The sequence below is a fragment of the Modicisalibacter luteus DSM 23508 genome, from assembly GCF_000378505.1.
Taxonomy (GTDB): Bacteria; Pseudomonadota; Gammaproteobacteria; order Pseudomonadales; family Halomonadaceae; genus Modicisalibacter; species Modicisalibacter luteus.
Genome location: NZ_KB899989.1, coordinates 504,662 through 529,183 on the forward strand (window position 1 = coordinate 504,662; position 24,522 = coordinate 529,183).

The following is a 24,522-nucleotide window of genomic DNA, read 5'->3' on the forward strand; positions in this document are numbered from 1 at the left end:
ATTGACCTACCCCCACCATTGGCCAATGGGGCTGCCCAGCGGGTCGCGCTCGGGACGGGATACCTGACGAATACGCGCCACGGCGGCATCGTGTTCCGTTGGGTCGGCGCGCAGCAGGTCAAGCTCGGGCTGGTCGACGGGGTAGGCCGCCAGCAGCAGAAAATCGTCACTGGCTTCCAGGGAACAGTGTCCCGTTCCGGCCGGCAGCACCAGAGAATCGCCGGCACGAATCTCGACGTCTCGCCCGGACTCACCACCCAGGCGTAGGCGCCCCCAACCGGAGAGCACCCCGAACGCCTCGTGGGCGATCGAATGGTAGTGGTGATAATCGTAGACGCCACCCCGCCAGCTCGGCGCCCAGCCATTGGCGGCAAAGATCGCCGCGAAGCGCTCGGCTATCGCCTCACGGTCGAGAGTGCTATCCAGGCCCTGCGAGCGGAACACCAGGGTGGCCAGGGGCGTATTGGGGATGTGACCGTCGTCCTCGAAGGTCAGCCGCTCCGGGTCTACCGAGCCGCTGGTCTCTCCCTGCAGCCCCAGCACTGCCAATTCATCGTCCATTGCTAGCCTCCTTGGCTCTGAATGCCTGCAAGCCAGTCTAGACAGGGCCAGCCCACAACGAAAACGCCCCGGCAAGGCCAGGGCGTTACAGGCGACACTCAATAACGAGCGAGTCAGACTTCCAGATAGTCGAGGATACCCTCGCCGGCCTGACGACCTTCAAAGACCGCCGTCACGACCAGGTCTGAGCCACGAACCATGTCGCCGCCGGCAAAGACCTTCTCGTTGGAGGTTTGGAAGGCGAACTTGCCCTTGTCGAGCTTGCCCTGTTCCTTGGCAATCACGCGACCGCGCTCGTCGACCTGGATATCGTGGGTATCGAACCAGGCAATTTCGCTGGGCTGGAAACCGAAGGCGATGATGACCTCATCGGCAGGAACGATCTCCTCGGAGCCCGGCACCACTTCCGCACGCTGACGCCCTTTCTCATCGGGCTCACCCATGCGGGTACGCACCAGCTTGACGCCTTCTACCTTGCCCTCTCCGACGATGGCCACCGGCTGGCGGTTGAACAGGAAGTCGACCCCCTCCTCGCGGGCGCTAGCCACTTCGCGCTTGGAACCGGGCATGTTGGCTTCATCGCGACGATAGGCACAGGTCACGCTGGTCGCGCCCTGGCGAATCGAGGTGCGGTTGCAATCCATAGCGGTATCGCCGCCGCCCAGCACCACCACGCGCCGGCCCTTCATCGACACGTGTTCGTCGGTGGCGACGTTAAAGCCGAGGTTGTGATTGATGTTGTCGATCAAGAAGTCGAGCGCCTTATGTACCTGGGGCAAGTCCTCGCCGGGGAAACCACCTTCCATGTACTTGTAGGTGCCCATACCCATGAATACGGCATCGTACTCGTCGAGCAATTCCTGGAACTGGATATCGCGTCCGATCTCAACATTGAGGCGGAACTCGATACCCATTTCTTCGAAGATGGCGCGACGACGCTGCATGACGTGCTTCTCGAGCTTGAACTCGGGAATACCGAAGGTAATCAGCCCGCCTATCTCGGGATAGCGATCAAACACCACCGGCTTGACGCCGTTGCGCACCAGGATGTCGGCACAGCCGAGGCCGGCCGGCCCGGCACCAATTACCGCCACGCGCTTGTCGGTCCATGTGACCTTGGACATGTCCGGCCGCCAGCCCATGGCGAAAGCAGTCTCGGAAATGTATTTCTCGATCGAACCGATGGTCACCGCGCCAAAGCCCTCATTGAGGGTACAGGCGCCTTCACATAAGCGCTCCTGCGGACAAACACGACCACAGACCTCGGGCAGCGTGTTGGTACGGTGAGAGATCTCCGCTGCGGCGAGGATGTTGCCCTGGCTGACCAACTTCATCCAGTTAGGGATGTAGTTGTGCACCGGGCATTTCCACTCACAGTAAGGGTTGCCGCAATCCAGGCAGCGATGCGCCTGGCTGGCCGCTTCCTGCGGGCGAAAGGGCTCGTAAATCTCGGAGAATTCCTTGGCGCGCAGACGAGCATCCTTCTTGGTGCGATCCTTGCGCGCAACGTCGATGAACTGAAAATCGTTATTGAGACGGTTAGCCATGTTCGGTGACTCCTCTTACTCGGGCCGACGACGGGACTCGGCGAGCAAACTGTTCAGGCTCGCTGCCTTGGGCTTTACCAGCCAGAAATGGCGGATGTAATCGGAGAAGTTGCTCAGAATCTCCTGGCCCCGTGCCGACTGGGTCTCGGCGACGTACTCCTGGATCACTTCACGCAGGTGGCGCCGATAGGCTTCCATGGCCTCGGTATTGACGCGATGGATCTCGACCAGCTCGTGGTTGTAGCGGTCAACGAAGGTGCGATCCTGGTCTAGTACGTAAGCGAAACCGCCCGTCATGCCCGCGCCGAAGTTGAGCCCGGTGTCACCGAGCACGCAAACCAGGCCGCCAGTCATGTACTCGCAACAGTGATCGCCCGCACCCTCGATGACGGCATGCGAACCGGAGTTGCGCACCGCAAAGCGCTCGCCGGCGGTTCCCGCCGCGAACAGCTTGCCGCCGGTCGCCCCGTACAGGCAGGTGTTGCCGATGATTGCCGTCTTGTGACTCTCGAAGCGGCTACCCTGGGGCGGCGTAATCACGATCTTACCGCCGTTCATGCCTTTCCCGACGTAATCGTTGGCATCGCCTTCGAGGTAAAGGTTAATGCCGCGCGCGTTCCAGACCCCAAAACTCTGCCCCGCCACGCCAGACAGGCGCAGCGTTACCGGGGCGTCTTCCAGGCCGGCTTCGCCATAGCGCTTGGCAACTTCGCCGGAAACACGCGCCGGCACGGAGCGGTCGCAGTTACTGATGCGGAACGTGAATTCACCGCCGCTCTTGCTCTCAATGGCCTCGCGCAGCACATCCAGAATTTCTTCGTTCTTGGTCGCCAGATCATGCGGCATATTGCGCTTGACCTCGCAGAAGCGCGGCGCATCCGCCGGCACCCAGTCGTTATCGAGCAACGAATCGAGTACGAGCTTCTGCTGCGAGCTGGTTTCGCCCTCGATTTTCTCGAGCAGGTCGGTGCGACCGATCAGGTCGGTGAGCTTGCGCACACCAAGTAGCGCCATGATCTCGCGCACTTCCTCTGCCACGAAACGGAAGTAGTTCTTGACCATATCGACCGTGCCGCGGAAGTGCTCGTCACGCAGATAGTCGTGCTGCGTCGCAACCCCGGTGGCACAGTTGTTGAGGTGGCAGATACGCAAGTAGATACAGCCCAGCGATACCATCGGGGCGGTACCGAAGCCGAAGCTCTCGGCGCCCAGAATCGCGGCCTTGACCACGTCGAGGCCGGTCTTCAGGCCTCCGTCGGTCTGCAGACGAATCTTGTCGCGCAGCCCATTGATGCGCAGCGCCTGGTGCACCTCGGGCAGGCCCAGCTCCCATGGGCTACCGGCATGCTTGATCGAGGTCAGCGGGCTGGCCGCAGTGCCACCGTCATACCCCGCCACCGTGATCAGATCGGCATACGCCTTGGCCACACCGGTGGCAATGGTGCCGATGCCGGGCTCGGAGACCAGCTTCACCGACACCAGCGCGTTCTGGTTGACCTGCTTGAGGTCAAAGATCAGCTGCGCCAGATCCTCGATGGAATAGATGTCGTGGTGCGGCGGAGGCGAGATCAATGTCACGCCGGGCACGGCATAGCGCAGCCGAGCGATCAGGCCGTTGACCTTGCTGCCGGGCAGCTGGCCGCCCTCTCCGGGCTTGGCACCCTGAGCGACCTTGATCTGCAGCACCTCGGCATTGGCGAGGTAAGCCGGTGTCACGCCGAAGCGCCCGGAGGCAATCTGCTTGATCTTGGAGCTGCGGATGGTGCCGTAGCGTGCCGGATCTTCGCCGCCTTCACCGGAATTGGAGCGACCGCCGGTCTCGTTCATCGCCTGAGCCAGCGCCTCGTGCGCCTCGGGCGACAGGGCGCCCAATGACATGCCGGCGCTGTCGAAGCGTGGTATCAGATCTTCTACCGGCTCGACCTCGTCCAGCGGCAGCGGCTCATCGGCCGGCTTGAGCTTTAGCAGGTCGCGAATGGTCGCTACCGGGCGCTCATTGACCAGGCGGGCAAACTCCTTCCACTTCCCGTAGTCGCTTTGCTGAACCGCAGCCTGCAGCGCACGGACCACATCCGGGTTGAACGCGTGATATTCATAACCGTAAACGTACTTGTAGAGACCGCCCTGGCGCAGCCCCTTGCGCGGAATCCAGGCATCGCGAGCCAGCAGTTCCTGTTGAAGCTGCAGTTCGGCGAAGCCAGTCCCCTCGATGCGCGAGGCCATCCCCGGGAAGCACAGCTCCATCACTTCGGACGACAGCCCTACCGCCTCGAACAATTGCGCGCCGCGGTAGGAGGCAATGTGCGAGATCCCCATCTTGGAGAGAATCTTGTAAAGCCCCTTTTGCATGCCCTTGCGGTAGTTCTCGCGGGAATCCGCCGGATCGCCGAGCAAGTCGCCAGTGCGATGCATGTCGGCCATGACCTGATAGGCAAGGTAGGGGTAGATAGCTGTCGCCCCGACCCCGAACAGTACGGCCATCTGGTGCGAATCACGGGCATAGCCGGTTTCCACGATCAGGTTGACATGGGTACGCAGGCCCTTGTTGCCCAGATTGTGGTGCACGGCGCCGACGGCCAATGCCGGATGGATCGACAGCTGCCCCTTGACCAGACCGCAGTCGGACAATACCAGTACGACCTTGCCATTGCGGGCGGCCTGCTCGGCCTGCTGGCAGAGTGCGATGATGGCCTGCTTGAGGCCTGTCGTCTCGGGATCGTAAGCCAGCGATAGCGTTTCGCTGGCGAAGGCCGGGTCGTCATGCGTGGTCAGTGCAGTGAACTTGCGCGGCGACAGGACCGGCGTGGTCAGAATCAGGCGATGCGCGTGTTCGGGTGTAGCAACGAAAACGTTGCGCTCGGCGCCCAGGCAGGTTTCCAGCGACATCACGATCGCTTCGCGCAGCGGATCGATCGGTGGGTTGGTGACCTGAGCGAATTTCTGGCGGAAGTAGTCGGTGAGCATCCGCGGCTGACGCGACAGCACGGCCATGGGCGTATCGTCGCCCATCGAGCCAACTGCCTCCTGGCCGGTCTCGGCCAGCACATGCATGATCTGGTCGCGTTCTTCGTTGGAGACCAGGAACATCTTCTGGTAGACCGCAAGCTCGTCGGGCTCCATCGGCTGGAAACGCGCAAGCTCAGTCAGCGAGGACTCCAAATAGTTGGCGTTCTCGTTCAGCCATCGCTTGTAGGGATAGGCCGATCTGAGGCGATCGTCGATATCGCTGGTGTGCAGCACCTCGCCGGTGTGGGTATCGACGGACAGAATCTGTCCAGGCCCGATACGCCCCTTGGCCACTACGCTTTCAGGCGAATAGCCCCACACGCCGATCTCGGACGCGACGGTGATATAGCCGTTATCGGTAATCACCCAACGCGCCGGGCGCAAGCCATTGCGATCGAGCATGCACACGGCATGGCGGCCGTCGGTCACCACGATGCCGGCCGGGCCGTCCCATGCCTCCATGTGCATGGAGTTGTATTCGTAGAAAGCGCGCAGGTCGGCATCCATGGTCTCGACGTTCTGCCAGGCCGGCGGCACCATCAGACGCACGGCACGGTAAAGCTCCATGCCCCCGGTCAACAGAATTTCAAGCATGTTATCCATGCTCGATGAGTCGGACCCGTCAGTATTGACCACCTGGTCGAGCTCGCCGATATCGGGCAGCAGCTCGGAGACAAAATTCTCCTTGCGCGCATTGGCCCAGTTGCGGTTGGCCTCGATGGTGTTGATCTCACCATTGTGGGCCAGATAACGAAACGGCTGAGCCAATGGCCAGCGCGGCGCGGTGTTGGTCGAGAAGCGCTGGTGGTAGACAGCGATGGAGATTTCCATACGCTCGTCACCAAAGTCCAGATAAAACGTCGGCAGGTCCTCCGGCATCATCAACCCTTTGTAGGAGACGACCTTGGAGGACAGCGAGCTGACATAGAAGTCTTCTTCGTGCTTGAGGCGCTGCTCGGCGATGCGGCGCGCCATGAACAAGTCGACATTGAACAGCTGGCTTTCGCTACGCTGGGCGTCGCCCGGCTCGACAAAAATCTGACGAATACGGGGCTGGCAGGCCTGGGCGATGGGACCACAGACGCTCGAATCATGGGGCACGGAACGCCAGCCGCGCACAGTGAGGCCACGCTCGGTCAAGGCGTTCTCGAACGTCTCGCGGGCCTCGGCCTCGCGAACGTCATCGTCGGGCAGGAACACGCTGCCGACGGCGTATTGCTCGCCCAGCTCGAAGCCTAGCTCCTCACGGGCCATAGCCCGCATGAAGGCATCGGGCATGGAAAGCAACAGACCACAGCCGTCGCCGGTCTTGCCATCGGAGTTGATGCCGCCACGGTGAGTCATGCACGTCAGCGACTCGATGGCGGTCTTCAGCAGGTCATGGCTGGCCCGCCCTTCCATATGGGCTATCAGGCCAAAGCCACAGTTATCGCGAAACTCACCAGGCTGGTGGAGACCTCTCATCATGGGCGTGCCTCACAGAAAGCAGAAACTTGTGTCCAGAAAGAAAGCGGGGTAAGCTGAATGGTTATCTTTATTTTATGCGCGGCGTTTAGCGGCCGTCTTTCTGATGTCAAAAGGCCGACCAGCATAGCCACGCTAAACGGCCAGTGCAATTCCCTCCCCCTGCCTCCCGCTCAAAAATCGTTTCAAAATCGCGTTGTTAGCGCCCTTTCTCACCAAAATCTCTGATCGTTCAAAGAGTTAGCCCACTGATGAACTAGGGAAGCGCTACCTACAACTTTAGTCTAATCTCTTTGCGCCAAGCCATGCCGATCATGCATAAGACATGCAAATCATGCAGCACAGAACCGTCTTTGCCATTGTCTATGCACGCATAAAAAAGCCTGCGCATAGGCGCAGGCTTATGGCCATGAACACGGTCAGGCGCGAGGGTAGTCGTCCAGGAAACTGCGTAACTGCGCGGGGGGCGTTTCGTCGTGGATACAGGCCTCTCCCAACGCATTCAACAGCACCAACCGGATCCGGTCGTCGATATTCTTCTTGTCGAGCCGCATACGCTCAAGGAAGGCATCGGCATCCATGGACGCTGGCGCGGCCATGGGCAGACCTGCCGCCGCGATGATCCGGGCGACCCGTGCCACATCGGCTTCACTCAGCCAGCCCAACTGCCGTGACAGCATCGCTGCCATGAGCATGCCGGCACCGACGGCCTCGCCATGCAGCCATTTCCCATAGCCTTGATGTGCCTCGATGGCGTGCCCGAAAGTATGTCCGAGATTGAGCATGGCTCGCGCGCCCTGCTCGGTTTCGTCGGCAGCGACGACCTCGGCCTTGATCGCGCAACTGCGCAGGATTGCTTCGCTGAGCAGATCGGCGTCCCGGTCAAGCAGCTCGCCCATGTTCGCTTCCAGCCAGTCGAGGAAGGCGGCATCCCGAATCAGGCCGTACTTGATCACTTCGGCCAGGCCGGCGCTCAGCTCACGATCCGGCAGGCTAGTCAGCGTACCGGTATCGATGAGCACGGCCCGCGGCTGCCAGAACGCCCCGATCATGTTCTTGCCGCGCGGATGATTGACACCGGTCTTGCCGCCAACCGAGGAATCGACCTGCGATAGCAGGGTCGTTGGCACCTGGATGAAGGCCACGCCGCGCTGATAACAGGCCGCGGCATAGCCGACCATGTCACCGATCACTCCGCCGCCCAGCGCCACCAGCGTACAACGGCGATTGAACCCCGCCGCCAGCAGGGCATCCCAGATGCGCTCCACCGAGGCCAGAGTCTTGGTGTGCTCGCCATCGGGAAGGATGACCTCGCGCACGTCGAGGTCATCCTCCAGGCCGCCCTTGAGCCGCTCGAGGTACAACGGAGCCACTGTCTCGTTGGTGACGATCATGACCTGGCGGCCGGCCAGATAAGGACGCAGACTCTGCGGATCGTCGAGCAATCCCGGAGCAACATGGATGGGATAGCTGCGTTCGCCGAGGTCGACGTTGAGTGAGCGTGGCGAGGACGGGGTCGCTGTCATGGTTCAGCCTTGGTTTGCAGAGGGTCGACGAGGCGGGTCACACGTCGAAGAATGTCGTTGACCACCGAACGGGGGCCGCGCCGGTCGGTACGTACAATCAGGTCGGCCGTCGCCCGGTAGAGCGGGTCGCGCAGCTCGAACAGGCCGCGCAGCACCGCCTCGGGGTCCTTGCTGCGCAGCAGCGGGCGGTTGCGATCCTTGGCGGTACGGCGCAGTTGTTGCTCGACCGTGGTGTAGAGATAGACCACGGTACCCCGCTCACGCAGCGCCCGGCGGTTAGCCTCGTTCATGACGGCACCGCCCCCGGTCGCCAGCACGATATCGGCACGATGCGTCAGCTCGTCGATCATCTGAACTTCGCGTTCGCGGAAACCGCCCTCGCCCTCGACATCGAAGATCCAGGGAATATCGGCACCGCAGCGCGCCTGAATTTCGTGATCGCTATCGACGAAATCGCGCTGCAACTCGGCCGCCAAGAGGCGGCCGATCGTGCTTTTGCCCGCCCCCATGGGGCCGACCAGGAAAAGATTGGGAAAATCCTGCATCAGCGAATTGCCAGCCCATCCTCGATGATTTTCGGGGTGATGAAGACTAGCAATTCTACCTTCTCATTGCTCTCCTCGGTATAGCGAAACAGATGACCCAATAGTGGTAGGTCGCCGAGCAAGGGGGTCTTGAACAACTGACGCAGCTGCTCGGTGCGCAAAATCCCTCCTAGCACCACGGTTTCACCGTCGTTGACCAGTACCTGAGTCTGGATCTCGTTGGTATCAATGGCCGGGGCCCCATCGAAGGTGGTGTCGGAAACATCGTCATTGTTGATGACCAGCTCCATGATAATCCGATTATCGGGCGTGATCTGCGGCACGACCTGCAGGGACAGCACGGCTTCCTTGAACTCGACATTGGTCGCCCCGCTAGAGGTGGACTCCTGATAGGGGATCTCCTGGCCTTGCTTGATTACCGCCGGCTGCTGGTTGGCGGTAATCACCTTGGGCTGGGAGATGGTCTGGCTCTTGCCTTCGCTCTCCAACGCGCGCAGTTCCATGTCGAGCAGAATATCACCGGAGATATAACCGAAGCTGAAGGACGTCGAGGCTCCTGTACTGCTTCCCAGATCGACACTCAACCCACCATCACTTACCGAGCCGGTTGCGGCTCCACTCAGATCGAGACTACTACCGTTGCCCAACACGCCATTAACGGCATCAGCCGAAGACAGCCCCCAGCTCACGCCCAGCTCCCGTGCCACGCTATCACGCGCGATGACGATACGTGCCTCAATCTGCACTTGACGCACCGGGATATCGAGCTGATCGACAACCCCGATGATCTCTTCGATCCGCTCACGAGTATCCTGGATGATCAGCGTATTGGTCCGCTCATCGATACTCACCCGCCCGCGATCGGAGATCAGTCCCAGCCCCTCCTCGCCGCGCAGCATGGCGGCAAGGCTGGCTGCCTTGGCGTAGCGCACCTGTAGGTACTCGGTGGCCAGCGGTATCAGCTCCTGCATTTGCGCCTCGGTCTCGAGCTCCTGACGCTCCATGGAGGCCAGCTCACTGGCCGGAGCCACGACCAGCACGTTCCCGTTCTTGCGACTGGCCAAGCCATGGCTGCGCAGCACCAACTCAAGGGCTTGATCCCACGGCACGTCCCTCAGGTTGAGCGTCACACTGCCTTGTACGCTATCGCTGGCCACCAGGTTGAGCCCGGTGAATTCCGCAATGATCGCCAGCACCTCACGCACTTCGATGTCCTGGAAGTTGAGCGAGATCCGCTTGCCGGTATAGGGGAACATTTCACGCTGCCGCGTCTCGCGCTCGGCGCTTGAGACGGGGCGCGCCTCGATGATCAACTGTCGACCGCTCTGGGTCGAGAGCATGGCGTAGTCACCACTGGCCTGGATAGACAACGTGGTGCCATCGGCGTCTTCGACGGGGGTGATGCGCTGCATCGGGGTACCGAAATCGCTGACATCGAGTGTCTGGGCCAGCGATGCCGGCAGCTCGACGTTTTCCAGGTCGGCGACGATGCGCTCGCGCCCCTGCTCCCTGACACTGGCATCCACGCCATCACGGTCGAAAGTAACGATCAGGCGGCTGGCGCCGTCCTCGCCACGGCGGAAGTCAATATTTTCGATACTGGGCGTCCGGCCCAGCGACTCACTGGAGGTAGAGCCGGCCACGACCGGCGCAGAGGACTGCAGGTCGGCAGCGCTCTCTCCCAGGCTGAGCACCAGACTGTCGCCCCGCTCACGAATCGCATAAGGAACTGCCGCATCGAGATTGAATACCAGGCGCGTGCGGCCGCTGGCCTCCAGGGCCACGACGTCGTTGACCCCACCCAGCCCTAGCTCATATCGCCGGCGCTCCAGTTGGCTCACGGTTTCCATCAGGTCGATGGCCAGGCGCGGCGGCGAATCGATACGGTAGCCGCGCACTTCAGGCACCTCACCGGAAAAGCGCAGCGTCACCTCGAGCTGACCGTCGGCACGCTGGCCGAAATCCAGGTCGCTCAGGGCCGACTGCGCCCAAGCCGAACCACAAGCGGCCACCCCCAGCAATGCCACCAGCAGCCCGCGAACGTATCTTGTCATGAAAGCATCCTTCCCCTGCGCAACTACCAGCTACTCTTGGCGCTGGTCGGTGTCGTCGTTATTGAGATAGAGCGTGCGGCTACGCTCGATCCATCCCCGCTGACCATTAGTGACAACCTCCACCAATTGCAGCGAGGCCTCGGTAATCGCCACGATGCGACCAAAATCGGTGCCCAGATAATCGCCGAGATAGGCGCGATGAACCTGCCCCTCCGGATCCCGGACCAGTGCCGAACGCCTGCCGTCGATCTGTAGCGTACCGACCAGTGTCAATTCATCGAGCGGATAGGCTTCCAGCGGATCGCGCGGCCGGGTGAGGTCCGGGGCCAGATTTTCCCCCGCTGGGGTCTCCTCCGGCTCGGGGCGCTCGGGCAAGAATGGGCTGCGCAACCCGGCCTGGTCATAGGTCACAGCCCGGTAGACGGGAGCCTCAGGCAACGGTGCCACCTTGCCAGTCGGGCTGTCGCGCATCGCGATCAAGCGCTGATCGAGCGAGTCCAACTCGGCATCGCTGCAGGCAGTCAGCCCTATGACGATACCCAGTGCAAGGAAGCTAACTGGGCGACTCATGGCACCGTCTCCTCGCGATGGCTGTAGGTCTTGGCCAGCATCGACAGCTGCAGCGTACCGGCGTCATCCACCGGCGCCAGCGTGAAGTCGTGGAGTGTAACGATTCGCGGCAACCCGGCCACTCCTGACAGAAACGACGCGATGCGGTGGTAATCGCCCCGTACCTGAATATCGAACGGCTGCTCGGTATAGAACTCCTGCGGCACTGGTGTGCGCAGACGAATGAAGTCGATGGCGAGTTGGTTTTCCAGCGCAGTATCACTGATGTTATCGATCAGCGTGGGCACCTCGGCGCCGGTCGGCAGCATCTGCAGCAGCTCGGCTATGCGCGCCTCCAGCTCACTCATCTGCTCACGCATCATCGGCAAATTGGCCGCCTGATAAGCCTTGGCCTCGTACTGACTCAGCAGTTCGCTCTCATGGGCCCGTTCACGTTCGAGCGCCTCGGCCTGCGGCGCCACTACATACCACTGAACCAGCCAGAACACCGCGGCCAGCACAATCAGGCAACTGGTTACCTGCAGCGATACCGGCCAGGTCCCTGCTTCACGCAGGCTGAGTTCTCGCCAGTCGAGGTCACGCAGGCGGCGTAGTTCGGCACTCAGGCTCATGGTGCCAGCTCCTTCTTATCCGTAACCGCTGGCGGCAGCGTTTCTTCAACGCTCAGGTCGAAGCGCCGCCTCCCTGTAGCCTCCTCGGCTTGCACCTCGGACAGCGTCGGCGTGGCGAACACCTCGGTAGCCTCCAGCGCCCGCATTTGGTCGGACACCTGCCGGTTGGTCTCGGCCAGCCCGGTGAGATTCAACTGATGTCCCTTGCGGGCCATGTGCGTGTAGTACACACCCTCTTCCAGGCTGGTAACCAACTGGTTGAACATGCGCACCGTCTGCGGCCGGCTAGCCTGTAGCTCGCCGATCAGTTCGATCTGGGCCAGCATGCGCTCGCGGAGCGCCTGGTAATCCTGAATGGCTTTTATGTCTTCGTTCAGTTGCTGGGTTCGTGACAGAACATGCTCGTTGCGCTGTCGCTGCGCGTCGAGGGCCTGTTCGTACCACAGCGATAGTCCCCAGGCGCCGCCAGCCCCCACCAGGGCAGCCAGCACCAGGATGATCAGGAAGCGTCGGTTGCGGCGTTCACGCTGCGCTTCACGCCAAGGCAGCAGATTGATGTCGATGGTCATTTGCGTGCCCTCATCGCCAGCCCGCAGGCGGTGAGCATGGCGGGCGCATCGCCTGCCAAGGTGTGTATATCGATCCGTGGACTGACCTTCATGCGCAGAAACGGATTGGCGATCTCTACCGGCATACCGCTATCGGCGGCCAGTCGATCGCTGAGCCCGGGGATCACGCTGGATCCTCCGGCCAGGATGACCTTCTTGACCTCAGGGTTGCGCCCGGCTGTGTAGTAGAGCTGCAGGGAGCGCCCGACCTGCTGAATCAGGGTATCCAGAAAGGGGGTCAATACGTTGGGAAAGTAGTCTTCAGGCAGCCCGCCACGCTTCTTGGCCAGCCCCGCCTCATCCAGGCTCAATCCGTAGCGGGTGCGGATCTCCTCGGTCAACTGACGACCACCAAACACCGTGTCACGGCTGTAGATGATGCGCCCTCCGCGCAGCACATGAAACGAGTTCATGGTCGCGCCGATATCCACTACGGCGATACATTCGTCTGGCGCGCCCTGCTTGTGGGCCGCCTGCCGCAGCTCCTCGCATACCCGCTCCATGGCAAAGGTCTCGATGTCCACGGCCTCGGGCTCCAGCCCCGCCTGGGTTACGGCATCGGTGATCTGGCCCACGTCCTGCTGGCGGCAAGCGACAAGCAGAACATCCTGCTGGTCGCCAAAACGTGCGTTCAGGCCCAGGCGCTGAAAATCGAAGGCAACTTCGTTGAACGGAAAGGGAATATGTTTGTCTGACTCGAGTTGAATGCGGGCTTCAATCTCCTCGTCACTCAGCGAGGCGGGCAGGGTCAGGGTCTTGGTGATGGCGGCACTGGCAGGCACAGCGATCGCGACACGTCGACTATGAGGTCGTGCCCGGTCGACGACGCGCCGCAGCACATCGACGACCTCGCCCATGTCGCGAATACGGCGCTCGACTACCGCTCCTTCGCGCAGCGGCCCGACGGCGTAGCTTTCGACGCGGAATTGCTGCCCGCTGCGTCTGAGCTCGATCAGCTTGACCGTGGCGGAGGTAATATCCACACCGATCAGCCCTTTTGCAGACTTACTGAGCCCAAACAATTGATGCACTCCTGATTCCCATGCGCGGTATGCCGCCTTGGTATTATCGGCTGGCGTCTTCGATTTCCGACTGCTACTAAATCACGAGTCCCCCTAGTGTTTCCATTGTTTACACACTCACAAGCGAAGCTGGCCATCAACGCTGGCCGCTGCCTCGCCAGATTCCTATAATGCGCAGTTCAATGGATTGACCTGCTCTTCGCGGCCGGACCACCACCCGAACACCACGGATACCGCCATTCAATGAAGCTTTTCAGACGTCTGCTGACTTCGGCCCTGTGGCTCATCATCTCGCTGAGCGCCGCCGCCATTCTGGCCGTCATCGGCGCCGCCCTGTACTTTGCGCCCGGCCTGCCCGACGTGCGTCAATTGCAGAACTACGAACTACAGACCCCGCTGCGCATCTTCACCCGAGACGAGAAGCTGATCGGGGAATTCGGTGAAGAACGACGCATGCCCGTCACCTTTGACACAATTCCCCAAGACATGGTGCAGGCCTTTCTCGCCGCCGAGGATGCCAGCTTCTTCGAACACCCCGGTGTCGACCCCAAGGGGCTCGCACGCGCCGCCGTCGAACTGATTGCCAGCGGCGGCGATATCCAGTCTGGGGGCAGCACCATCACCATGCAGGTGGCGCGCAACTACCTGCTGACCCTGGACCGCACCTTTACCCGCAAGATCCGTGAGATTCTGCTGGCCCTGCAGATGGAGCAGATCCTCAGCAAGGAAGAGATCTTCGAGCTCTATGTGAACAAGATCTTCCTCGGCAATCGGGCATACGGCGTCGCAGCGGCGGCCGAGGCCTACTACGACAAGCCCCTGGCCGAGCTGACCCTGGCCGAAAAAGCCATGATTGCCGGCCTGCCCAAGGCGCCGTCGACCTTCAACCCGCTGGCCAACCCCGAGCGTTCGCTGATTCGGCGCAACTGGATTCTCTATCGCATGCGCGACTTGGGATACATCGATGAGGCCACCTACGATCAGGCGGTGCAATCTCCACTGACGGCACGCCGCCACGCAACCCAGGTTGAGGTCGAGGCCGATTATGTCGCCGAGATGGGGCGCCAGTACGCCGTCGAGCAGTACGGCGACGAGGCCTACACCGGCGGCTACAGCATCTACACCACTCTCGACAGCGAGTTGCAGCCCATGGCGCGCCAGGCCCTGGTCGAAGGCCTGATCGAGTACGATCGTCGCCATGGCTGGCGGGGACCGGAGGAGACCGACATTCCGCCCAGCCTGGTCGAGGCTCAGGACCGCACCCAGCGCGAAGGGCTCGAAGAGGAGCTTTCCGAATCGCCTGAGGTCATGGAAACCGCCCGTCAGGCGGCAGAAAGCAGCAAGGCCCAGGTCAGCGGCATCGAGGGCGATGTCAGCAACTGGCTCAAGGTCCTCGACCGCACCTCGGTACTCGGACCGCTGCAGCCGGCCATCGTAGTATCCACCGACGGCAAGCAGATGCAGGTCCTGACTCGGGGGCCCGAGTTGATCACGCTGGACTGGGAGGCGATGAGCTGGGCTCGTCCCTACCGTAGTCCGAAGTGGCGCGGTGAGGCCCCCACCAGCGCCGAGCAGATCGCCAAGCGTGGCTCCCTGGTGCGTGTCATGCGCGACGACGACGGCAACTGGCGCCTGTCCCAGCGTCCGGGCATCGAGGGCTCCATTGTCGTCCTCGATCCCAAGACCGGCGCCATTCGCGCGCTTCAGGGCGGCTTCAATTTCGAGCATAGCAAGTTCAATCGCGCCATCCAGGCCAACCGTCAGGCTGGCTCCATCTTCAAGCCGTTCATCTACCTTGCCGCTCTGCAACAGGGCGACATGACGGCAGCCACCGTAGTCAACGATGCGCCGGTGGTCATGAGCGACGTCGGTGGCGACTGGCGACCCGGCAATTCGGAGGGTGAGTTCCGCGGACCGACCCGACTGCGCGTGGGCCTCTATCAGTCGCGCAACCTGGTCACCATTCGCGTACTGCAATCGGTCGGCCTGGACAACGCTCTGGAATTTCTCGAGCGCTTCGGCTTCGCCGAGGGCAGATTACCGCATGGCCTGTCGCTGGCGCTGGGCAGCGCCTCGCTGACGCCACTGGAAATGGCCAATGCCTATGCTGTCCTGGCCAACGGCGGGTTCAAGGTCTCGCCCTGGTATATCCAGCGCATCATGAAGGCCGACCAGGAAGAACCGCTGGCCGAGGCCACCCCCGCGGTCGCCTGCCCCGGCTGTGCCGAGGGTGCCACCCAGACACTGATCGACGGCAAGGCCTATCCGGTCGCTGAACGTGTCGTCGACCCGCAGGCCCTCTACATTCTTCGCGACATGATGCGGGATGTCATCGAGCATGGTACGGGGCGCGCTGCGCTTGAGCTCAACCGTGGCGATATTGTCGGCAAGACCGGCACGACCAATGAACAACGCGATGCTTGGTTCTCCGGCTTCAATAACGAGCTGGTGACCACGGTCTGGGTCGGCAAGGACAGTAATGAAAGCACGGGCGAATATGGCGCCCAGGCCGCCTTGCCGATCTGGAAAACCTTCATGCGCCAGGCGCTGGAAGGTATGCCGGAAAGTGCCCCCGAGCGCCCAGAGGGCCTCGTCACGGCGCGCATCGATCCCGACACGGGCAGGCGACTGCATGACGACCAGCCGGGCGGAGTCGAGGAGCTGTTCCGTGAAGGCAACCTGCCGGACTACGAACCGCGGCGCATCCAGCAGGAGCTGGAAACCAGAAGCGGCTCGCAGGGTACCGGAACCTACGAAGCGATCTTCTGAGACCCACCGCCCGCCTGGCACTTCCTGGCGGGCGGTAACGTTTACCGATCGTGTTGATGCCTATCTGCATGACGAAGAGAACCGGGAGTTTTCGACATGCCTCGTCCATGGCTTGCGGCCATCATCGCCACCAGCGTGACAGCATGTCTTGTGCCGTCACTGGCCGCCGCGTTCTATGCCCCACCGGCACCGGGGGATGATGCCCCCGAGTTTACCGGGCAGGCCGAGCTCGGCTATACCCATCTATCGGGAAACACCAATAACGAGACGCTGATCGCCAAGGGTCGCTTTACCTGGCTGACAGGACGCTGGACGCACAGCCTGCGCGGCGAGACCCGCAAAGTGGAAGAGAACGACGATACCAGCGCCGAACAGTACCTGATCGCCGGACGCGAGCGCTACGAACTCGACGGGCCCCATTACCTGTTCGGCTTCGCCCGTTGGGAAAAGGACCGTTTCAGCGGCTATGACTACCAGCTGACCACTATCGCCGGTTATGGGCGCCAGCTGCTCAACGGCCCGATCCACACCCTGTCGGTCGAAGCCGGGCCGGGCTACCGGCGTGACGCCTTGGAGGAGGGAGAGAACAAGGACCTGGCGGTTGGCTATGGCGCTTTCGACTATCTATGGGCGTTTTCCGACAGCTCGAACTTCCAGCAGGAGTTTTCCGTGGAAGGCACCCATGAGAACGTCACGACACGGGCCTTCTCGGCACTGACCACCCAGCTCAATGCCAGCCTGGCACTGCGCATTTCCTACGAACTCAAGAACAACTCCGACCCGCCCCCCGAGGCCGGCGACGAGCATACCGACCGTACTACCGCCGCCTCGCTGCTCTACAGCTGGTAGCCCAACCAGATTCTCTCAGTAGGCATCGATCATCGCCGTCAGGTCCTTGGCCAGCGGTTCCAGCACCTCCGACCATGACAGATAGGGCGTACTGGCATTGCCGTTGACCAGTACGCTGAAACTGCCCCAGCGCCCGCTCTGGGTGCGGAAGTACCCTCCCACGGAGCGTACCGCAAACGGCTGATTGAGCGTTCCGGTCTTGAGCATGACGTGGTTCTGGAACGTCTCGCCTCCCCGACGGATGAAGCGCATCGGTCCATTGGCGGGCAGTTGCAGTCCGGCCACGAAGGTCGGGAACAACGCGGGGCGCTGGTACATGGCCTCAAGCAGGGCATTCACGCCCTGCGCCGACGTGCGGTTCTCGGTGGTCAGTCCGCTGCCGCTGAGCAGGGTCACTGGGCCATGTCCCGGCAGGCTTTCGGCAAATGCCTCGAGCGCCTGGCCGGCTTGCGCCAGCGAGGCACGCGGTTCGTCCACCAGGTTGAGACTGAGCACATCCGCCATGAAGTTGTTGGAGTAGTTCAGCGTCCGCAATAGTAGTTCCTGCAGGGGTTTGCCCTCTACCGAGGCCAAGGGCCGGGCCGTGGCCGGGGGCGGCGTGTCGCTGGTAGAAAAGCCTCCGCTCACCGCCACGCCACTCTGCTCGAGCAAGGCCAGCAGCGTATGCCCCGTCTGGCGCGCAGGGTCGGAGCTGGAGCGATAGACCGGATGCGGTACGCTACCCAACGGCACCTGCCCTTTGATGCGCAGCGTATCTACGCTCTCATGGGTCACACGCTCGGCATTCAGTCGTACTTTCTCTCCGGCGGCCACAGTCGTGACCTGGTTGACCACCACCATGGCCGGCTCGAGAGTGTCGCAGCTCAGCATTCGCGCCGGCAGGCCCGCCTGAGCTGCCGGCATTACGCTCACGCACCAGCTCCCGTAATTGACGCCTGCCGACGACAGCCGGGCATCATAGGCATGAGCCGAGCGCGACTGGGCCTCGCAGCGGTCAGTAGTGATACATTCGACGGGACCGTAACGCCACTGACTGACGACAAGCATGCCTTTCACCGCTGTTATGTCCTGCTGTCGCAGGCCTTGCACCAATTGCCAGAGGTCCTGGGTGGCCAGTGCCGGGTCACCTCCCCCTTCCATGACCAGGTCGCCATGCAGGGTTCCTTGAGCGTCCACAGCCCCCGTAGTGACCAGTCGCGTCGCAAATCGATGCTGAGGCCCCCAGCGCTCCAGGGCTGCCGCCGAGGCATACAGCTTGGTGACCGAAGCCGGGGAGAGCTGTCGCTCGGCAGCGATCTCGCCCAGCACCTCGCCGCTATCCAGTAGCTGTGCCTTGGCGCCCACCGCGTAGCCTTCGCTTGTCAACCGGGCAATATGCTCGAAGCCGGCCGCTACGGCAGGCAGCGGCGAAACCAGGAGCGCGAGAACGCTGAGCAGAACGACAGAGGGGCGCAACATGAGAAGAGACCTTACTGGTAACAGGGAATAACGAAAGGCAATAGCCAGAGATTAATGAGCCGACACTTGCGAGAACGCCTGGATGATCACGACACCGGCGATGATCATGGTCAGTCCAAGCACGGCGGGCAGGTCCAGCTTCTCGCCGAACACTATGACACCAATTATCGTGACCAAGACGATACCGAGCCCAGCCCATAGCGCATAGGCGATACCGACCGGAACGGTGCGCAACACCAGAGTCAGCATATAGAAGGCGAGCCCATAGCCCACTACCACAACGACACTCGGCCAGAAGCGCGTGAACTCCTGAGATGCCTTCAGTGCGCTGGTCCCCACCACCTCGGCCACAATGGCGACAAAAAGATATACATAGCCCATGGAGACACTCCTCAACGACCGGCCATCGCAACAAGAGCGACAGTCTAGCCCCCGCATTGCGATTGGGGAAATCACGATGCTGCCATGCATTAGCGAATATCGTTCAGGCCTGGCAGCAGTTCAGGCCGATGCGGCAAATCCGTCACCAGCTTCCACAAGGCCTGATCACTGGATAGGTACTTGGCTTCGAAGGGCGTCAAACACTCCCCAGCAGGATGATGCTCGATGACCTCGGGTCGCTGGCCGGACGCCTGTCCAACGGCCAGGGCGAACTCCTCGAGATAGAGGCGCCAGTTGGAGCGCACTTCGAGTCGCCCACCCAACGCCACAATGGCGGGGAAGACCGGGTGCCCATGCCAGCGCATCTTGAGATGGGCGGCCTTGGGGTAGGGGTTGGGATAGAGCAGGTAGTGCTTTCGAGGCTTCCAGCCAGCAGCCAGGGCCAATCGCCAGAAGTCGACCAGGTCGGCTCGAACCAGCAGGGAGTTTCCCGGTGGCTCGCCATGCTCTCGGGCGAGCCGATCCGCACTCCGGTCGACCCCGATCACTGCATGGTCAGGATGCTCAAGAGCCAGGCGACGTGTCGATAAGCCCACGCCGCAGCCGGCATCGAGGATCAGCGGCGCGCGGTGCAACTTAAGCCAGGCCTCGGCATGGGCAAAGGCTTGCCGCGTATGCTCTGCCACGGGTTTGCGCAACGGATGCGTGAGTCCGCGCTCAACGCGCCGCGACAGTTCGTCGTGCGGCCCGTGCTGATTGGTCGTGATGGAACGCGAATTGGATTGCATACTCAAACGAGGCAATGGTCGGAAAGCGGCGGCCAGTCTACCAGCAAACAGCGAGGGATGCCGGGATGGCAGGACTCATGCTTGACGCCATGACGGGACTGCAGCCCAAGTGCTATCATCGCGCCCCAGAATTGATCGGCACTGACTCGTGCCGCGCAGGATATGAACACGCGTAGACTCACAGCATACGAGGGATGCGGCTTGTCACAGTTACCGGTGATTGTCGGCATGGGCGGTGTCAATGCCGCAGGTAGGACATCAGGCCACCAGGCATTTCGACGTACCGTGCTCGATGCCCTGCCTGTCCAGGAACAGACACGCACCCTGCTTGCCCTGGCGGCGATGATGCACCTCGTCGAACGCCAACCGGACGGCCGCTGGCTGGACGGCGAAGGTGATTATCTCGACGCCGACGCCGTAGTGGCACGCTATCGCCAGCAGGTCCTGGAGAAGACGTTGATACGACGTATCGAATCGTCGCACTTCGACGTGGATGGCATTCCCGCCAATCGCCAAGCCCAGCTCCAGCACGACACGTCGTTGACCTTTCGGGTTCGCCGCCGCCAGTTGCCCGAACCGCTGCCAACAGACTGGTCGGTACGTGAGCTGGACAACCGCGAAGTCGAGGTCAGCGTTCCACCCGGAACGCTCGACATCCTCATGCCGGAGCGCCGCCCGGCCCAGGTTCGTGCCGCCGGCCAGCTGCCCTGCGGCTTCACGCCCGGCGAGCTGTATCGCAGCGTGCATCATCCTCGCGGCTTGTCGATGGCGGTGTTCGGCGCCAGTGACTGCCTTGGCCAAAGCGGCCTGGACTGGGAACGATTGCGCGACTCCCTGGACCCGGATCATATTGCCGTGTATGCCGGCAATTCCATCGGCCAACTCGATGAGCAGGGCTGGGGCGGTCTACTCAAGAGCTTTGTTTCGGGCAACCGCGCCACCTCCAAGCAGATGCCGCTGGGTTACGGTCAGATGCCGGCCGACTTTCTCAATGCCTACGTTTTGGGCAGCGTGGGGGCTACCGGCGCCATCCAGGGTGCCTGCGCCAGCTTCCTCTACAACCTGCGCCAGGGTGTCGAGGATATCCGCAGTGGCCGCCGTCGCGTCGTGATGGTCGGTACCAGCGATGCTCCGATCACACCCGAAATCATCGAGGGCTTTCGCGCCATGGGTGCGCTGGCCGACGATGACAGCCTCAAGGCGCTGGATGCGCTGACCCTGCTGACTGACGCAGACTATCAGCGCGCCTGCCGCCCCTTCGCCCGTAATTGTGGATTCACCATTGCCGAGGCCAGCCAGTTCCTGCTGCTGATGGACGACACTCTGGCCCTGGACACCGGTGCGTGCATTCTCGGCGCGGTACCCGGTGTCTTCGTCAACGCAGACGGCTGGAAGCGCTCTATTTCGGCGCCGGGCATCGGCAATTACATTACCCTAGGCAAGGCGGTACGACTGGCCACGGAAATGCTGGGTGAGCGCGCCGTGCGTGAACGCAGCTTCATACATGCCCATGGGACCAGTACCCCCAAGAACCGCGTCACCGAGTCCCATGTTCTTGACGAGATTGCACGTGCCAATCAGATCTCTTCATGGCCGCTGGCCGGCATCAAAACCTTCGTCGGGCACTCCCAAGGCAGCGCTGCCGGCGATCAGTTGGCCAGCGCGCTGGGTTCCTTCGCTCACGGCCTGATCCCGGGCCTGCCGCACCTGGATGCCGTAGCCGACGACGTATACGCCGAACGCCTGGTACTGTTCCAGGAGCCCTTGCCTTTCACAGCCGATGTCGCCTTCATCAATGCCAAGGGCTTCGGTGGCAACAACGCCACCGGCGTGGTGCTGTCGCCCGAAGTCACCGAACGCCTGCTGATACAGCGCCATGGTCAGGAGGCGGTGAAGCGCTGGAAGCAGCACCGCGAAGCGACGCAGGCTGCCAGCGATGCCTACCTTCAGCGCGCCGATGCCGCGGATTTCAGCGTCATCTATCGTTTCGGCGAAGGTGTACTGGAAGGTCCCGAACTGGCGATCGACGCTCAGGCCATCCATATTCCGGGATATGCCAAGCCGGTCTCACTGGCGGTGGACAACCCTTACGGCCGTCTCGAGGACGAGACCTAGACCGAGGTGTAGAGACCAGCGGCGTCAATTGTCGCTGTCTCATGCTTCGAGTACCCTATGAGCCCGGCCCTTTTCAGCGCCGGGATGTCCCGACCCGGCATAGGATGCGCCCATGAACATCGTGGTCTATCCCGGCACCTTCGACCCCATCACCAATGGCCATTTCGACTTGATCGAGCGCGCTGCGCGGATCTTCGACAAGGTGGTGGTTGCGGTGGCGGCCAGTCCCGGCAAGAAACCGACATTCGACCTGGATACCCGCGTGGCACTGGCGCGTGACGTGACTGAAGAGCTCGGTAACGTGGAGGTCGTCGGTTTCGCTTCGCTGCTCACTGAGTTGCTCGACCAGCAAGGCGCACGCATCATCCTGCGTGGTCTGCGTGCGGTATCCGACTTTGAATATGAATTGCAGTTGGCCAACATGAACCGGGCGCAGGCACCGCATGTCGAAAGCCTGTTCCTGACTCCCGCGGTCGAGAACTCTTATATTTCCGCCACTATTGTGCGTGAGATTGCGCGCCTAGCCGGCGACGTCAGCCGGCTGGTTCACCCCAGGGTCGCTGACGCGCTGCGCGCGCACTATGATTCCGGTCAGCGTCCTGGCCAGTGATGGTCGCTCACCACGCAGCGAGGATTGAAGCATGGCCCTGATGATTACCGACGAATGCATCAACTGCGACGTTTGTGAGCCCGAGTGCCCGAACGACGCCATTTCCCCCGGGGAAGAGATCTACGTGATCGATCCCAACCGGTGCACGGAGTGCGTGGGTCATTACGACGAGCCGCAATGCCAGCAGGTGTGCCCGGTCGACTGCATTCCGCTCGACCCGGAGCGCGAGGAAACCCATGAGCAATTGATGGAAAAGTATCACATCATCGTTGCCGCCTGATGTCGCCGCTGTACGTCGTTTTCTTTACCCGATTCGCTGCCTCGTGGTGTTCTGCATCGCGAGGCAGTTGTGCTCCAAGCCCAAATTAGCGTGAATCGTTATCGCCCATGAGGCATTTTCATGCCCAGCGATGATGGATTCCATCTTTTACTTTACGCAAATTAACATTAACTTGCTCAAGCAGGATGCAACGCAGTACGGCCAGGGATGGCTCCCGCACCTCGGTTCTTAAAAACGGTATGAGGCAAACACCTCGAAAAGCTGTGCCGTTTCATCGTTGCCCATAAACCGCTCGTCAGCCCCCCCACCGGGGAAGGCCACGGCATAGATTGCCGAAACAAAGAACGTGTCGGTAATCGTCCAGTCGGCATAAAGATTCATCTCCCGTGCGAAGTCTCGGTCGTCGGCTCCCGCCGCGGCACGGTCGTGGTAGCGAAAGCGATAACCGATCAGACCGGCTTCCAGGTCGTCGCGCGGCTTGAACGATGCCTTGACCATGTCGATGTCGAGGTTACTGTTGAACAGCATGTACTCGCCAACGATCTCGCCCATGAACCAGTTGCCCCAGCCGCCCGCAAAATCGTAGAACAACGTGTCGTAACGTTCGCTGAATTCCGCATGCCGATAGAGGACCTGGGGCCGCCAGGGCGTGTCATGAAAGGTGTAGGTGGCCTGCAAATACCAGCCGGTGTCGTCGATACCCTGCTCGCTATTGGTTTCGTAAACCCACTGACCGCCGAGTGCCAAGCCCGGCACGCTGGTCAGCGGCTTGCCCTTGGCTCGCAGGTTATAGACGTCCATACCCTCGCGAGTGGCAATATCGCTGGCGTAGGTGTGGAGGTAGGCAGCCCCGACCTTGGCCCGGTCGCCCCAGGTATAATCTAGGTTGGTGCCGTTGACGAGGGTTTCCTCCTGTCCTCCCCCCCCCAGATCCTGCTGCTGCTCGAGATGGAACACGTCGGCATGCCAGCCATGACTGTCCAACGACAGGATCGCCGTATCCTCGAAGCTCTCACTGGGCCCAATGTAATACGCCGCGTGACGGCCCATGTCGGTATAGCCGTCACCGACCAGGAAACCGTCGCCGAAGATGAACTTCTGATCGCCAAAAGATAGCGTCAGCGCATCCTTGCCCAGCGAATCCGCCCATAGGCTACCGCTGCGCCATCCCACGTAGGCGCGATCGAGACGTGCGTGCTCGGGGTGGCCCGGCGTCGCGCCAGCCGCATCCCCATAGCGATTGCCCCGGGTCAGGGCGTAACTGCCCTGCAGGCCGGTAAAGAAGGTGCCAGCTCCGGTGTTCCAGCCTGCGGTCAGGGCAGGCTGGATCACCGCCTCCCACCAGGCGGGGTCTTCCTGAGTCGGCGCCGCCCCATCGATGCTGTATGACGAGCCGAAGTTGAGGTCATCAGTCACGGCGCCGAACCCGTAGAGCATTAACCCTGCCTTGGCGTAGCGACGCCCATCGACGCTTTCGTAGAACGTGTGCGGCGCCGAGGGTGGCTTTATACCCGCCTCGACGTAATCGAGGTCAGTCACAGCCGCGAATGACGGCATCGGCAGCAGAGCCATGCTACCCAGGCCAGGCAGCAGCCTGAGCAAGCGCCGCTGGGGACTCGACATAAGACGAATCATGACAACATCTCCTTTGTACTGCCGGGCAGATCGCGTCCCGAAACACGCCGAATACCGAGCCGGACGCAGTTATACCCTTTACCTTAGGAGACGATCGCCGGTCACAGCCAGTGCCGTGCCGAT

At 61.8% G+C, this 24,522-nt stretch carries 19 protein-coding genes; 5 read left to right on the plus strand and 14 right to left on the minus strand.

Features of this window, described 5'->3' with window-relative positions:
- Positions 1-6 precede the first annotated feature (6 nt).
- From F568_RS0102350 to pilM, 10 genes are all read right to left on the minus strand, one after another.
- The gene (locus F568_RS0102350) at positions 7-561 is read right to left on the minus strand and encodes a cupin domain-containing protein (RefSeq protein WP_019017090.1); all 555 of its coding nucleotides are present in this window, start codon (positions 559-561) and stop codon (positions 7-9) included.
- A 113-nt stretch (positions 562-674) separates the two neighbouring features.
- Positions 675-2,108: a glutamate synthase small subunit GltD family protein gene (locus F568_RS0102355; protein ID WP_019017091.1), complete on the minus strand. Its 1,434-nt coding sequence runs from the start codon at positions 2,106-2,108 to the stop codon at positions 675-677.
- Between the two features lie 15 nt (positions 2,109-2,123).
- Positions 2,124-6,581, minus strand: a complete 4,458-nt coding sequence (gltB, locus tag F568_RS0102360) for a glutamate synthase large subunit (protein WP_019017092.1) — start codon at positions 6,579-6,581, stop codon at positions 2,124-2,126.
- 416 nt (positions 6,582-6,997) lie between these two features.
- Entirely contained in the window at positions 6,998-8,104 is a 1,107-nt protein-coding gene (aroB, locus tag F568_RS0102365) for a 3-dehydroquinate synthase (RefSeq protein WP_019017093.1), read from the minus strand.
- On the minus strand, positions 8,101-8,649 hold the full coding sequence (gene aroK, locus F568_RS0102370) for a shikimate kinase AroK (protein ID WP_019017094.1): 549 nt from the start codon (positions 8,647-8,649) through the stop codon (positions 8,101-8,103). Before aroK ends, aroB begins: the two co-directional genes overlap by 4 nt.
- Positions 8,649-10,703: a type IV pilus secretin PilQ gene (locus F568_RS0102375; protein WP_019017095.1), complete on the minus strand. Its 2,055-nt coding sequence runs from the start codon at positions 10,701-10,703 to the stop codon at positions 8,649-8,651. The genes aroK and F568_RS0102375 overlap by 1 nt, the downstream gene beginning before the upstream one ends.
- 30 nt (positions 10,704-10,733) lie before the next feature.
- Positions 10,734-11,273, minus strand: a complete 540-nt coding sequence (locus F568_RS0102380; protein ID WP_019017096.1) for a pilus assembly protein PilP — start codon at positions 11,271-11,273, stop codon at positions 10,734-10,736.
- Positions 11,270-11,884 carry a type IV pilus inner membrane component PilO gene (locus tag F568_RS0102385; protein WP_019017097.1) on the minus strand — a complete coding sequence of 205 codons (615 nt, stop codon included), beginning with the start codon at positions 11,882-11,884 and terminating at the stop codon, positions 11,270-11,272. The genes F568_RS0102380 and F568_RS0102385 overlap by 4 nt, the downstream gene beginning before the upstream one ends.
- Positions 11,881-12,453, minus strand: coding sequence for a PilN domain-containing protein (locus tag F568_RS0102390; RefSeq protein ID WP_019017098.1), 573 nt, complete (start codon positions 12,451-12,453; stop codon positions 11,881-11,883). Before F568_RS0102390 ends, F568_RS0102385 begins: the two co-directional genes overlap by 4 nt.
- Positions 12,450-13,514 carry a type IV pilus assembly protein PilM gene (gene pilM, locus F568_RS0102395; protein WP_019017099.1) on the minus strand — a complete coding sequence of 355 codons (1,065 nt, stop codon included), beginning with the start codon at positions 13,512-13,514 and terminating at the stop codon, positions 12,450-12,452. Before pilM ends, F568_RS0102390 begins: the two co-directional genes overlap by 4 nt.
- 243 nt (positions 13,515-13,757) lie before the next feature.
- Here pilM and F568_RS0102400 point away from each other — a divergent pair, with 243 nt between their 5' ends.
- Positions 13,758-16,283, plus strand: coding sequence for a penicillin-binding protein 1A (locus F568_RS0102400; protein WP_019017100.1), 2,526 nt, complete (start codon positions 13,758-13,760; stop codon positions 16,281-16,283).
- 96 nt (positions 16,284-16,379) lie between these two features.
- Entirely contained in the window at positions 16,380-17,132 is a 753-nt protein-coding gene (locus tag F568_RS0102405; protein WP_019017101.1) for a DUF481 domain-containing protein, read from the plus strand.
- A gap of 15 nt (positions 17,133-17,147) precedes the next feature.
- On the opposite strand, the gene dacB is transcribed toward F568_RS0102405, so the two are convergent.
- From dacB to trmB, 3 genes are all read right to left on the minus strand, one after another.
- A complete protein-coding gene (gene dacB, locus F568_RS0102410; RefSeq protein ID WP_019017102.1) occupies positions 17,148-18,590 on the minus strand; it encodes a D-alanyl-D-alanine carboxypeptidase/D-alanyl-D-alanine endopeptidase in 1,443 nt (480 codons plus the stop codon).
- A gap of 51 nt (positions 18,591-18,641) precedes the next feature.
- Entirely contained in the window at positions 18,642-18,971 is a 330-nt protein-coding gene (locus F568_RS0102415; protein WP_019017103.1) for a DMT family transporter, read from the minus strand.
- Between the two features lie 89 nt (positions 18,972-19,060).
- Positions 19,061-19,759, minus strand: a complete 699-nt coding sequence (trmB, locus tag F568_RS0102420; protein ID WP_019017104.1) for a tRNA (guanine(46)-N(7))-methyltransferase TrmB — start codon at positions 19,757-19,759, stop codon at positions 19,061-19,063.
- 228 nt (positions 19,760-19,987) lie between these two features.
- On the opposite strand from trmB, the gene F568_RS0102425 reads away from it, so the two are divergent.
- The 3 genes from F568_RS0102425 to F568_RS0102435 all read left to right on the plus strand — a co-directional run bounded on the left by F568_RS0102425 (position 19,988) and on the right by F568_RS0102435 (position 22,764).
- Entirely contained in the window at positions 19,988-21,874 is a 1,887-nt protein-coding gene (locus F568_RS0102425) for a beta-ketoacyl synthase (protein ID WP_019017105.1), read from the plus strand.
- A gap of 112 nt (positions 21,875-21,986) precedes the next feature.
- Positions 21,987-22,484, plus strand: a complete 498-nt coding sequence (coaD, locus tag F568_RS0102430; RefSeq protein ID WP_019017106.1) for a pantetheine-phosphate adenylyltransferase — start codon at positions 21,987-21,989, stop codon at positions 22,482-22,484.
- Positions 22,485-22,515: 31 nt separating this feature from the next.
- Entirely contained in the window at positions 22,516-22,764 is a 249-nt protein-coding gene (locus F568_RS0102435) for a YfhL family 4Fe-4S dicluster ferredoxin (RefSeq protein ID WP_019017107.1), read from the plus strand.
- Positions 22,765-22,992: 228 nt separating this feature from the next.
- Here the strand turns inward: F568_RS0102435 and F568_RS0102445 are convergent, their stop codons facing one another.
- Positions 22,993-24,399, minus strand: a complete 1,407-nt coding sequence (locus tag F568_RS0102445) for an alginate export family protein (RefSeq protein WP_019017109.1) — start codon at positions 24,397-24,399, stop codon at positions 22,993-22,995.
- Positions 24,400-24,522 lie beyond the last annotated feature (123 nt).

Bases quoted from the DNA above. Each gene is read 5' to 3' on its own strand.
- F568_RS0102400 (WP_019017100.1), top strand. From the start codon at position 13,758: ATGAAGCTTTTCAGACGTCTGCTGACTTCGGCCCTGTGGCTCATCATC.
- F568_RS0102405 (WP_019017101.1), top strand. From the start codon at position 16,380: ATGCCTCGTCCATGGCTTGCGGCCATCATCGCCACCAGCGTGACAGCA.
- F568_RS0102435 (WP_019017107.1), top strand. From the start codon at position 22,516: ATGGCCCTGATGATTACCGACGAATGCATCAACTGCGACGTTTGTGAG.
- F568_RS0102415 (WP_019017103.1), bottom strand. From the start codon at position 18,971: ATGGGCTATGTATATCTTTTTGTCGCCATTGTGGCCGAGGTGGTGGGG.
- F568_RS0102425 (WP_019017105.1), top strand. From the start codon at position 19,988: ATGGGCGGTGTCAATGCCGCAGGTAGGACATCAGGCCACCAGGCATTT.
- F568_RS0102375 (WP_019017095.1), bottom strand. From the start codon at position 10,703: ATGACAAGATACGTTCGCGGGCTGCTGGTGGCATTGCTGGGGGTGGCC.
- trmB (WP_019017104.1), bottom strand. From the start codon at position 19,759: ATGCAATCCAATTCGCGTTCCATCACGACCAATCAGCACGGGCCGCAC.
- F568_RS0102350 (WP_019017090.1), bottom strand. From the start codon at position 561: ATGGACGATGAATTGGCAGTGCTGGGGCTGCAGGGAGAGACCAGCGGC.
- coaD (WP_019017106.1), top strand. From the start codon at position 21,987: ATGAACATCGTGGTCTATCCCGGCACCTTCGACCCCATCACCAATGGC.
- F568_RS0102380 (WP_019017096.1), bottom strand. From the start codon at position 11,273: ATGAGTCGCCCAGTTAGCTTCCTTGCACTGGGTATCGTCATAGGGCTG.
- dacB (WP_019017102.1), bottom strand. From the start codon at position 18,590: ATGTTGCGCCCCTCTGTCGTTCTGCTCAGCGTTCTCGCGCTCCTGGTT.
- F568_RS0102445 (WP_019017109.1), bottom strand. From the start codon at position 24,399: ATGATTCGTCTTATGTCGAGTCCCCAGCGGCGCTTGCTCAGGCTGCTG.
- gltB (WP_019017092.1), bottom strand. From the start codon at position 6,581: ATGATGAGAGGTCTCCACCAGCCTGGTGAGTTTCGCGATAACTGTGGC.
- F568_RS0102355 (WP_019017091.1), bottom strand. From the start codon at position 2,108: ATGGCTAACCGTCTCAATAACGATTTTCAGTTCATCGACGTTGCGCGC.
- aroB (WP_019017093.1), bottom strand. From the start codon at position 8,104: ATGACAGCGACCCCGTCCTCGCCACGCTCACTCAACGTCGACCTCGGC.
- F568_RS0102390 (WP_019017098.1), bottom strand. From the start codon at position 12,453: ATGACCATCGACATCAATCTGCTGCCTTGGCGTGAAGCGCAGCGTGAA.
- aroK (WP_019017094.1), bottom strand. From the start codon at position 8,649: ATGCAGGATTTTCCCAATCTTTTCCTGGTCGGCCCCATGGGGGCGGGC.
- F568_RS0102385 (WP_019017097.1), bottom strand. From the start codon at position 11,884: ATGAGCCTGAGTGCCGAACTACGCCGCCTGCGTGACCTCGACTGGCGA.